This is a genomic window from Clostridia bacterium, from assembly GCA_016887505.1.
Taxonomy (GTDB): Bacteria; Bacillota; TC1; order TC1; family UBA5767; genus UBA5767.
The window spans coordinates 1,508,234-1,521,154 of sequence record CP069393.1; the positions used below are offsets into that span (position 1 = coordinate 1,508,234).

Consider the following 12,921-nt stretch of genomic DNA (forward strand, 5'->3'; position numbering starts at 1 on the left):
AGAAACTAACCCCTGGTCCTACTGAGGTATTTTTAATATCTACCTGCTCTATTTGGTAGCGCAATCTACTACATTGTTGATATTTCCACTCGTATATTTTAAATATCCATAGTGTTACCTCCCAGTTATTTTTCGATATCGTTGAACAGCCGGTCAGTACACTATGGATTTTATTACTACAATATTAGTCTGAGATCAATTCTTTACATTTCTACGTCGTTATGAGCACACCAGGTATAGTAAGAGCCATCATAGTTCTGTGCATTGTCATAACCTAACATTTCCAAAACTAACTGCATATAGGCAGATCTAATTCCGGCTGTGCAATATGCAACGATTTGGTCGTCTTTCGTAACACCTGCATCTGCAAACATAGAATTAATATCATCGTTTGATTTTAAATAGCCGTCTTCATCAAATAAATCTGTAAATTTGATTTGAATCGCACCTGGTAAATGTCCACCTTGTGCTTCTCCATAATAAACGCCACCCTCATATTCTTTGTCTTCACGAACGTCGATGATTACGTAATCGTCTATTGCTGCTTCGAGTTCGTTGGTATTAACGACATATTCATAATCTAAAGCATCAATTTTTACTTCTACTGGGTCTAGTTTGGTAACATCTTTTGATTCACTTAATCCTGCAGCGAGAAGTGCGTTTAAACCACCATCTACCATTTTCAATTGATCATAGCCTGCTGCTCGTAAGGTCCATAAGATTCTTGCATCTTCGCCCCAACCTTTTGGTCCTTCTGCAAATAAAATTATTTCTTTATCTTTGGATAAGCCTAGGTTACCAAGTCTTGTAGCTAGTTCTTCTGGTTGAAGAATTAAACCCCAATCATAGTCCCCTAATTCAACATTTTCTACATTCGATAAATATTGCCAAGTGGTTGCAATTGCACCTTCAACTGTGCCGCCTTTGGCCGCATCTTCACCCCTAGCATCAACTAATATTGCATTACCAGCTTCAAATTGCTCTTTGGCTGTATTGCCATCGATCATATACTCGCCTTCAAATGCAGTTTCCTTAACTTCAGCGGACCCATTTGAACAAGCCACCATAGATAATGTAATAACCAAAACTAAAACTAGGGACATTATTTTTTTTGTATTCATTTTATGCATCTCCTCGTCACTTTTCATAATCATATCTAAACTAAATTATCAATATTCTTTACGCCTTGGTTTCCTTTATTATATTCCTCATATACCAGCTCCTTTCAGCTATGACAACTTATATATCTCAAAATAAATCATCTGATTTTCTTTATAGAATTATACCTTTCTATGCTTCTTCATGGTATGCTTCGCTTTTTATTTTAGCATTCTTCCTGTTAATCAATTTTTTAAATATCAAGGATGCTATAAATAATACAACCAACATAATAAGTGCTTGATAAAAACCTTTAGAACCTACATCGTTCGTTTTATCTCCTAGATTTGTGTATACAAAGATTCCAGGCAAGGAACCAATTACAGTTGCTATTGAAAAATCCCTCAGTCTAATATCCGATAAACCTGCACTATAGCTAACAACTTTGAAGGGAAATAGGGGAACTAGCCTAAGCACCAAAATCAGCAGTAAACCACCTAATCCATTGTCTTTACTAAACAAAACCAGGTCCTTTTTGATCAGCTTTTTAACAACATCCTGGCCTAATTTTCTAGCGATTAAAAACGCTACAATACCACCTAGCAACGACCCTATGGATGTAAGAATAATACCACCCGCTAAGCCATATACCATCCCACCGCCTATCACAAGAACTGAATCCGGAAATAGTATGAGCGGAAGCAAGGTTAGCAAAACTAGATAGACTATTGGCCCCAACTTTCCTTTACTTAAAATAAAATCCTTTATCTCATTAGGACCGTAATTATTTAAATTTAACCTGTTAAATATAAACACCATGAAAACAACAATCATTCCCAGGATGAGTATTTTAAATAACGGCTTATTCAATTTATTTTTCATCCGTCGCAACACTTTCTTTTAATTCTATTGAGGCTTGAATACCATATAAATTCATATGATATTTTCACACAAACAGCTATCGGGCCAATCATCATATTAGAGGATATCATCCCTGTTTTTACATGTAAAATAAATAAAACTGATAGTTCAAAGAACTTCATCAGTTTTATCTATGGCTAATTCATTTAAATTCCAAATGCCAAACCCATTCCTATTGGATTTGGCATTTTCACGAAGGGTATATTGGAATTAGGCTGAGACATCGTCATGTTCCTTTTGCTTAATCCTTTTTGCGCACTTCATTGCAAATGGCCGAATTTTCTTGCCACCTACATTCTTCTGTATCCTTTACAATCTCGTCCTGCACATTCGACTACTTTTTCATCTTGTCTCTCCCAAAATAAAGAAGCCCCAGAAAAGACCGTATCTTATGATGGTATTTTCAGGGGTTTCCTTTGTATCAATACTAGAATTTAGACCGGTCTAATAACTCACAGATACACTTTTGGGAAGTAATATGCATTCTGAATATCTATTCGAATATTACTATCTTATGAGATTACGCATTACTCTACCAGGTAGTTTTTAATTTTCTCTACTATATAATACGAATCCGTTAGGAATATTTCGACCATTTATTTTGTTTGCAGCGGAAGGTTTACTTATTTCCTGCCCATTATAATACAATATACTAGATGAACCACCATCTAAGTTACAAGCCTGAACGGCCCCATACCGTTCCATAATCTGGGCAAGTTCTCCCACAGTACAGCCAACAGAATAGCCCGGCATACGTCCATCGATTATTAGTAGTAACACTTCGCCATTCGGGGTCTGACCTATAGCCGTTCTAGGCTGGATTCCCCATCCAGCAGATCCCGTAACGAGAACTTCCCCATTAATAATGAGAGCCGGCTTAAATTCTACTGCATCGCGAAAAGAAAAGGATGATTCTTCTCCGCCAATTTTTAGTTTGTTTTGAGAGTCAAACCCTACTTTCTTATTTGTGCCATTCAGTGCATCATTTAAAGTCTTGCCCTCACTAACCACCAATCCAAAAACCATCCCTCCATTACCATGGCCAGAAGGGTCGTAAAAGCCACTAGCATTAACAGCTAAGATAGCTTGATTATATTGAGCAATATCTGCAATAATTGCCCCTTTTTCGCCAAAACTTTCACTTAATCCAACACCTACCCTAGAGGGATCTTTTATGATAGCTAACCTGCCCACATAACCATCACCTTCTATTTTAATAATGGACAAGGCATTTTCAGTATCAATGGCTAAAACCTGGTCACCATGAATGGTTTTTATGTTTATATCTTTTTCCTGAAGACTGGTCTTATCGATTACTAAGAAACGATTCTCATTAAGAACTTCGTCTGCATTTGCTTCAATATACTCTTCGAAACTTTGCTCATCAATTTCACTATAAATTTTGTAAAAATTCTTTTCTGCTTTGTCCCAGGGCTCATATAAATCGTTTTTAGAAAAAGGAAATATAGTCCAGTCACTCTCTAATCCATTTTGAAAGTTTTCTTGGCCACTGCGTTCAAGTAGCACCTTCTCAATTACACTTTCTGGAATAAAATTTGTAGCTAACCACTGATGATCCATAGTACTCATCGCTGTTTCTATATAAATCGTTCGCCACTTAGCGATAAAAGCTATATTGGAAAAAACAGCAACACTGTACAGTATTATTAGTGTCATAAGGAGTACTAGGATTCTTTTAATTATTTTGAATCTCTTAGAATTATTCATATTGTTTATCACCTTTTTTCTCCATAAGCCTTAATACAGCTTTTTTTGAAGACCTCATTATACCACAAATAATAATAATTAAAGCATTATCTCTAGACCTTATTTACGACTAATTTTTATTGTTGTGCAGCTGATTTGAAAGCGGATTTTTTATGTGTCAACGCCTATAAAACTATAAAGAAAGGCCACACCAGCTGAAGCTGTGTGACCTTCTTCAAATAATTGTAATCGTGCTTTAAACGCTTTTCAACTTGCTTCCATAAACTATTAATAATCTTCATCACGAACAGGACATCGCTAGCACGTTCAGCCTGTTATAAAACTTTTAAGATGTGGACAACCCTGTTCGATTATATGTAAAATCCCTTTTGGTTATAGAAGGTAATAAACGCCTTCATCTATTTAATCAAAGATACAGGCTTATCTATATTGCCCATTTTATTCAGTATTTACATTACTTCAATACCTGCTAAGGCGCTTGGCTTTCTTGACTACCTTAGGAAGTGTAAAAGAGTGTGCAGAATTCTTATCAACATTAGTTGCCCTTGGATTACGTTCAAAAAAAATTTAATGCCTTTTCAAAGACCTTCTTTGCAGCGTTATGGGAACTTTTTACACTGAAGTAGAAATCTTTTGTAGGACCAGTAAGACAACTGCTTTGTAAGAAAACACCATTCATTTTTTATCTTAAGCTATAACTCATCCATTCTGCAACTATCATTTTCTTATGAAAATGCTTCTCAATCGTTTATTTATTATTGACCCATCCCAATGTACTAACCCATTACAATTGTATGCCTACTTGTAAGCCCAAATTTTTCCATCACTTATGCTGTATTTCTATAACTTAGTGGATTGCATCTAGCCATCTGTATCACCCTATTTTTGATTATTAGGGCTATTTTTTTTAAACATGGCGTAAGTTTGCACAAGAAACCAATTTATCAATACCGTCTCACATAATGATTGCTATATAATCTACCAATGGGATTCTTTATCCAAACTTTTTAAGAACCCTTAGTGCACGAAGGGTATTGAATCTGCTAGGGGAGCCAGTCTTCTCCATATCAAAATGCACCAATCCCGGATGTTTTGCCTGCACAGGCCATATTCCATTTTTTCTTTTTTTCGAAATAAGTAACTCGATGGCCTCATCCATACGAGAATCATACGTTGAACCTGCATCCACAAAATACAATAAGGCTCTTAGTATGTCATATCTCCATCTCGAAGGAAAGGAAAGCATCATCCATCTTTTGTCTATGATTTCTCCCGTCTTATCAGATTTATATAGTCTGTGTACTAGTAAAAACTCCTCAGCATTTTTCTTAACCTTTTCTAATTCATAAGCCCTATATTGGTATCCCGCTTTAATATATTCACAAAAACCTTCAAGAACTGAGATTGTAGTATGCATGGAACTATGACTCGCTTTTTTTCTACAATTGAAACCACCGTCAGGCATCACATTATCCAACAAATAGTCAATGACTGACTTGAGATCATCTTCAGGTACTCTAAAAAAAGAAGCATAGTTAAGAAACATTCCATTAACACAGATATCACCAGACCTAATTGTCTGTGATTCACTTATACTACCATCTGGAGATTTGCAATGGCTGAGAATAAGTCCTAGTGTATCCATTATCGGTTCGACAGATTCAATTTCTAGGTATCTCAAATCCAGTAAAGTATAATGAGAACAAGTCCACCTGAGCTGATAAAAGTCTTTTCCCCAATGGCCAGTAGAATTCCGCGCATCCAAAAATGATTTACCCCAACCTTCTGTTGTTATTCTTTTCCTCAAACGAATAAGGGCTTCTTCTTTCTCACCCAATAAGTACTTTCTCGTCAAATATTGGATACTTACATCACCTTCATGAAGCCACTCTACAATAGCATCCATTGTCATAACCTCCATTTATTTTAGGCTATAGGACTCATAAAAAACTCCCCTCACGGTAAACAGCTAATTCTTTAACTATCTACTAGAAGGGGAGTATATCATTTGTTTAAATACTATTTAAGATAATGTTCCATTGATCTTATTTTACAAGTCAATTTTGGAAGCTGGTCGATGGTTACATATCCTGGTTCAGCATTAATTACATCGGGTATTCTATTTACAATCTGTGAACTCGTTCCCAGTAATGTTGGAGGATTATCGTTTCTAACATGAATGTTAGGTTCACCTTTAATCCACCATTCATTAGTATCTATTTCACCAGGTTCATATACTTTAGCAATCTGCGTAGCTTTAAAAAGTATCCCCTCTTCTGTTTCAATTTCTATGGTGTTATCCAATCCGATAACATCACCTGCCGGTATTGTACCTTTCATTACTTTGGACTCAATATCATGATCAAGAATTATTGGTTCCACAATTTCTTTTATACTTTTTGTTGTCAGTCCAAGAGCTGAAATTTGGTTTTCCAAATCCATTCTCAAACAAACTACTTCGTCTCCTATCGGAAGCTTTTCGCCTTTTTCTATCATTTCTCTGATATCATCTGCTTTTCTTCCAACAACATAATAGTCTGCTACAAACGTCGGAAATTCATCTGTGTTAATACTAACCTGACCCTCAATAGAATCTATCCTATGTGATGCACCTGTCAAATTTGTAATCATATTTGCCCAGAATACATCCTGCATTCCGGAGCCTGTAAATGTCACTCCGTTTTCTTTTGCAATTCTATCCAGTTTTGCTGCTAATACGGGTGAAGAAGTCCATGCATATGAAGCTTCTTCTGAGGTGGTAATTACATTTAAGCCTGCCTCAAGACATTTTTTAACGTGAGGAAATATTGTTTCCAGTGATGTGGCTACTGCCACCAATGCGATATCTGCTCCTGTTTCTGCAAGAACTTTATCAGCATCGTCGGATATTATTACATTCAATTTACGGCCTGCTCCTATTACATCTCCCAGGTCCTTCCCGACATTTTTAACATCAATTGCATCGGTGATTATTACCCCTTTTTCGGTCATAAACTTTGCAATATCTTTTCCAATGTTCCCTATTCCGTAGCTTACTGCTTTAATTTTAGGCATTATAAAATCTCCTTTGTAATTTTTTATATTCCATTACAAACGTTTGCATTACATTTTACAGTTTTATTTTACTATCAGTTATACACCTTGTCAATTAAAAAAGATAAATCACTTGCTCTGACGTATTTTGCTTGATCATACAATCAAAGGCGTTACCTATACGATGCTTATGTAATATTTACAAGCTTACGGTGACCGACTTGCGTCTATAGTCATCCGGTACGATTCTATGTTGCTTTATTTTGATCGCTTTCAGCTTAGGCAGAATCAGATGGTCTTCAGGCAGTCTAGTATTTCCATCCACTTTGTTTATCACGTAACTTCTTTGTTATCTCTCGCATATTTCTAGAAATTCTTTGTTACTTTCGCTACTTTAATAACGGCATGTCTATGGTCATGTATTGCGGAGAAGATACGAAAAACCAATCAACTAGAGCTAACAAAAACCATACTAGATTTCTCTAGTATGGTCGTGGGTTTCATTGGTGGAGATGAGCTGAAGCAGTTCTAATCCACCAATGTTTAAATCACTTTGTAGAATTGCCAAATCATTGCCTTGTTTTTCCAAGTAAATTCTTGCCAAAAGACAGCAATTTTCAACGCATTCAACCAAAGGCTTACCCTTACTATTATGACTTACGGATTTCCAAAAAAATAGCCTTGTATTAATTTACCCTATACGCAAAACAAGGCATCCCCTATTGCAACTATTTAGTTCTCATCACATTACTTTTGCCATCTTTTATTTTTCTGGCTGCTCGGTGTATAAGCTATCTTGTTTTGTTATATATTCACTTAAATCGGAAGTAGTAATTTTTGTAAGTTCTGCTAAATTACAATAAGGTGTTTCTGTAAATAGGAAGCCAAAAGGATTTTCGGTTTTTGTATAATCAAGTTCTCTAAGACAAAGGATTTTTATAAAGTCTTTTTTAAGCATTTCAAAATCAAATATATCTCCAATAGAGTAAGAAGAAGGTTTATTAAGAAGAATAAGCGTATATTTCTTGTCGTCTTTGCCCTTTAAAAGTTCTTTCCAATCAGGACGTTTATTGTTGAAATAATAATCATAGGTGAAAAAACCAAAGGCAAAATTGGTAATATCCGTAGTACTCCAGCCTGCAAATCTTAGCGGGTTAAACTCAATTGGGGCAATTTCATTTTTTTCATTTACTCTAACTTCTGCATGAAAAGGAAAATTTTTCACACCCAATACTGCATTAATACTATTTAAGTAGTCTTCGAACACTACGACATATTTTTCTAGTATTTCTTTGCTTGTGTAATACAAGGTGTCACTAACATCCGACTGTGACAAAAACTCGTGTACCATAATATTTAAAACCACAGCTTGACCATTTTCATCAAAATACGCATCAATAGCATATTCATCACCGGTTATATATTGTTCTAAAATGAATTCATGTTCTCCTACAACCGTTGTTGGGAATATACTTTTCCATTTTCCATACGATTCTTTAATATCCTCAATAGCAGTTTTAAAGTCTAGCTCATCACTAAGAGCATACACTCCAGCGCTAAAGAAGCCTACGACTGGCTTTAAGATAAGAGGAAATTTACTCTTGTCAATCTCTAATTTTTCTAAGTCATCAATGCAAACTTTTTTAAAATAAAAACTTGGGTAAAGAGAACTAATTTTTTCTCGAAATGCAAACTTGTCTTTCATGATATTAATACTGTTTAGTAAAGACTTATCGTCTATGTTCTTTTTAACCCAATCGAGGGAATTCTCAGAAAGAGTATAAAGCCGTGAGTTTTTATCAAATATTTTAATAAAATCCGTATCACTAATTAAATTAAAGGAATGTTCCTCATTTTCCCTAATTGAAATCTGACTTTTCAAAACAGGTATTTGGCAAAGGTCCAAATAGTTTTTTAAATCTTCTGAAATATAAGGTTTATCAATAATAATCATTATCGTGTTCTCCTTTATGAACTTATGAAAAAGTCCATCTTGTACAATCCATCCACAGGAGTTCTATCCCTGTAGTTAATACCACGAAATCTTTTGCTTTTGTTTTGTCCTTTCAAAAAATTCAAATTCGAGAGCTCAATCGTTGTATCATAAATACATCACCCGGCCAGATATTCCTACAATTAAGGTACTTACAACATCGTAATGCTTCTAGCTAGCTCTCTCCCCCCAACACACTATATCCACATGCATGGGATGCATAAACATATTCATACCATTCAGAGAAGCTGCGTGCATTTATCTATATATACCTGAATTTTATGCCTAAAATACATAAAAGCCTTTGAAATCAAAAGCTTTTATGTATCACTATTAGGGTTTAGATTTAGTATCAAAATCGTATATCACTCTTCCACCACACTCCAAATACAGTGGCCAATACTTTTGTCCCAATGGAACCTTAAGGTTACTCTTCAAATAATACCGATACCGTGTAAGTCACCGTAGATCTATCTTCAGCACTGACTGTATATTCTACGGGGTCTGTAAAATCATTTCGTGACCATTTCGACTGTGTTCGGCCATTTACAGTTACTGTCGATCCTTCTGAGTTGGTAAACTCTGCACAAAGCCAAGTCAGTTTTGTCCCAAGAGGTACGATTAATTCAATCGTCTTATTGTCTTCATCTATTGTGCCAATTACCGAAGGGTCTAACTGATGCAAGCTGAATTCTGAGATTACTTTATTGCTTGAAAATACAGCGGGCAATAACATATCCCCTTCTTCACCAGTTAGCTTGAGGGCTGCTCCTACTATCTTGTCTATTGCTTCTGGTTGTCTAGCAATTCCCTCATACACGGAGCTAAAACTCAATGCTCTGGCAGCTTGTACCTTTGGATCTGACATATCACCAGCTTCTCCTGTTAGCGTTAAAGCTGCCGTTTCTAGCTTTAGGTTTGCCCTGGGTTCTCTGCATATTGCTGAATACAGATCACTCAAACCAGTTACTCTAGCAACCTGCACCTCAATAGAAGACATATCACCATATTCACCAGTTAGCGCTATGGCTGTGTCTACTAACCTATTGTTTTCATCTGGCTGCTTAGCTATTGCCATATACAATTCACCAAAGCTTAAAGCTCTAGCAGCCTGTACCTCTTTCGATGACATATCGCCATATTCACCGGTTAACGCTATGGCTGCTCCTATTAGCTTATCACTTGCTGATGGATTTTCGCCTATCGCGTAATACAAGGCGCTAAAACTTTCTGCTCTGGCAGCTTGCACCTCTTTTGATGACATATCGCCAGCTTCGCCTGTTAGCGCTATCGCTGCAGCGATTAGTGCATCACTTGCATCTGGATTCGTGATTATTGCTCCATACAAGGCACTAAAACTGGATGCTCTAGCAGCTTGTACCTCTTTCGATGACATATCACCGGCTTCTCCTGTTAATTGAGTGGCTGCAGCTATTAGCATCTCACTTGCGGCAGGTCTATAGGCTATCGCTTCATATAAAGCACCGAAACTTGAAACTCTAGCAATCTGCGCCTCTTTCGATGACATATCGCCAACTACACCAGTCAGCTCGATGGCTGTATTAATTAGTTCATCACTTGTATCCGGATACATAGCGGCTATTGAAGTGTACAAGGTACTGAAGCTTGATGCTCTAGCTGCCTGCACCCCTGCATCAGACATATGACTTGCATCTCCAGTTAGTTCCAAGGCTACATTTTTTAGCATTTCACTTGCATCGGGTTTGTTGGCTATTGCTTCATACAAAGCACTGAAACCAGAAACTCTAGCAATCTGTGCCTCTTTCGATGACATGTCTCCAACAGGACCAGTTAAGGCGATAGCTGTATCAATTAGCTCATCACTTGACTCTGGATATGCATCGGCAATTGAGGTGTACAAGGTACTGAAACTTGATGCTCTAGCAGCCTGTGCCTCTTTCGATGACATATCTCCAACAGGACCAGTTAGTCTTACGGCTAATTCTTTTAGAATACCAGTTGTTGCAGGATTGCTGCCTATTGCTTGATACAAGGTACTGAAGCTTGATGCTCTAGCGGCCTGTACCCCTGCATTCACTTCTGCACCTACCATTTCCTTAGCTGTTCCTGTTAATTCTAAGGCTATTGCTTCTAGCATATCACTATATACTGGATAACGGGCTATCGCCATATACAAGGTACTGAAGCTTGATACTCTAGCGGCCTGTACCTCGGCATCTGACTTATTACTAGCTCCTCCAGTTAGTTTTATGGCTGCATCAATTATCTCATCACGTGCTACTGGCTGGCGACTTATTGCTGAGTATAAATCGCTGAAGCTTCTTACTCTATATACTTGCGCGTTCTTTGATGACAGATCACCAGCCTCACCTGTTAGTTTAATAGCACCTGCTATTAAACTATCACTTGCTTCTGGCTGTCTGGCTATTGCTTCGTACAAGGCGCCAAAGCTATATGCTCTGTACATCTGTACTTCCTCAGATGACATATTCCAAGCTTCGCCAGTGAGCTCTCTTGCAGCTCTAAGTATCTCCATTCCTGCTTCTGGTTGCCTTGCAATTGATGAATATAAGACACTAAAGCTTCTTGCTCTCATGGACTGAACATATGCTACATCGGTTGAGAAAGTATCTTGACTAGTTCTCCTTTTATTTTCGCTATCAACGGTTTTAGAAGTTCCTGCTGGAACTGTTTTTTTGCCTGCTTTAATACCTTCCGTACCCTCAGCAGCTTCAAGGAGTGTGCCGTGTGTCGTTACATATAAGTTATTTGCATTCGCAATAACAGTACTGACATCGCCGTCCCCGCTGATTTTTACTCCATTTCCCTCTACCGTAATACTTTCAACACTAGCTCTTTCGTAAATGATAACGTTCGATTTTTCAGCTTGAACACAAATATTTTTAACCTTTGAATTCTTAATTATCACTGTTACGTTCGGTGCGATAACGTTTATCGATTCTACATCACCTTCAATGATAACATCATCACTACCATCTACAATGACATCACCAATTTCAACCCCATCTTCAGTATATAACCTAGTTCGTCCATCAACACGCGCTATGACTATATTTTTTACTTGGGAACTTCCAATGATTCTGATGGAATTCACACCACCACCACGGATAACGGTTCTCCCGGTAACGACAACACCATCCAGTGTTACTTCTCCATCTCCAACACCATCTCCAATAATCAAATCCCCCTCAATCATAATATCCTTTAATATCACATCGGGTACATTTATCATTAAGCTACCAGTAATATCCTCAGTATATGTACCTGGTTCCTTAATATAATTTTTCAAAATATTATCCATTACCTGGGCAAACTCAGCTCTTGTAATGAATTGCTTTGGATTCAGCTTACCATTTGATCCAACAGCATATTCTGCTTCCACAACTGAAGAAGTTGCTTCTTTTGCCCACGGGCTGACTGAATTTTTATCTATGAAAGCATCTAAGGCCTGTTCTGAACCTTCAGACAATTTAAATGCTTTGGCAAGCACCGTAAAAACTTCCTCGCGTGTAATGTTGCTGTCTGGATTCAGTTCATTATCACAACCAGCAAAAAAGTCTAGATAAACTGCTTTTTGCATATCATCATAATACCAGGCATTGATGTCTACATCTTGATACTGGTCTAAAGAAGCAAGCCCCGTTGCACCAAATGCTTTGTTCATAATAGCTGCCATTTGTGCTCTAGTAAGATAGTCATTGGGCATAATGAACCCGTTATAGCCAGACAACAAATCGTTACTAACAGCATTGCTAAGTGCTACTGTGGACCAATCACTTGGCATATCAGAAAACCATGCCCTATCATTTCCTGCATCGCTGTCTATTGCCGCATAAGATGATACCGGTACTGTCGTAAAAACCATAAGCATTATTAGGATAATGCTTACCCTTCTGTTTCCAAAAACCATGTCTTCTTGCTCCTGTCTTATCACATTTATTTAACTTTCTATCATATATAATAATTCATAATTATTCATAATGGTAGATTTATATTAATAAAAAGTGAATAAATCTTGATTGTAAAGTGGTCTACATAGATTACTCTCGGTCAGACCATGTGCTTTTTTGTATTTTTAGAGTCCTGTCATTACTAATTCAACTCAGTCAAAAAACAAAAATAACAGGGGGTTCCCCTGTTATTTA

General features: G+C 37.0%; 8 protein-coding genes. All 8 read right to left on the reverse strand.

All coding sequences use genetic code 11. From position 1 onward, the window contains the following. Positions 1-203: 203 nt before the first annotated feature. Complete coding sequence (locus JR334_07250) at positions 204-1,121, reverse strand: sulfurtransferase (protein QRN86882.1); 918 nt, start codon at positions 1,119-1,121, stop codon at positions 204-206. Between the two features lie 169 nt (positions 1,122-1,290). Next, positions 1,291-1,980, reverse strand: a complete 690-nt coding sequence (locus JR334_07255) for a TVP38/TMEM64 family protein (protein ID QRN84784.1) — start codon at positions 1,978-1,980, stop codon at positions 1,291-1,293. A 585-nt stretch (positions 1,981-2,565) separates the two neighbouring features. Continuing rightward, on the reverse strand, positions 2,566-3,747 hold the full coding sequence (locus JR334_07260) for a phosphodiester glycosidase family protein (protein ID QRN84785.1): 1,182 nt from the start codon (positions 3,745-3,747) through the stop codon (positions 2,566-2,568). Between the two features lie 994 nt (positions 3,748-4,741). Continuing rightward, positions 4,742-5,659: a hypothetical protein gene (locus tag JR334_07265; GenBank protein QRN84786.1), complete on the reverse strand. Its 918-nt coding sequence runs from the start codon at positions 5,657-5,659 to the stop codon at positions 4,742-4,744. Between the two features lie 107 nt (positions 5,660-5,766). Beyond that, positions 5,767-6,801, reverse strand: a complete 1,035-nt coding sequence (locus JR334_07270) for a dihydrodipicolinate reductase (GenBank protein ID QRN84787.1) — start codon at positions 6,799-6,801, stop codon at positions 5,767-5,769. A 178-nt stretch (positions 6,802-6,979) separates the two neighbouring features. After that, a complete protein-coding gene (locus tag JR334_07275) occupies positions 6,980-7,117 on the reverse strand; it encodes a hypothetical protein (GenBank protein QRN84788.1) in 138 nt (45 codons plus the stop codon). A 426-nt stretch (positions 7,118-7,543) separates the two neighbouring features. Beyond that, positions 7,544-8,734, reverse strand: a complete 1,191-nt coding sequence (locus tag JR334_07280) for an ATP-grasp domain-containing protein (protein ID QRN84789.1) — start codon at positions 8,732-8,734, stop codon at positions 7,544-7,546. A 466-nt stretch (positions 8,735-9,200) separates the two neighbouring features. Then, a complete protein-coding gene (locus tag JR334_07285) occupies positions 9,201-12,686 on the reverse strand; it encodes an S-layer homology domain-containing protein (GenBank protein QRN84790.1) in 3,486 nt (1,161 codons plus the stop codon). Positions 12,687-12,921: the final 235 nt, after the last annotated feature.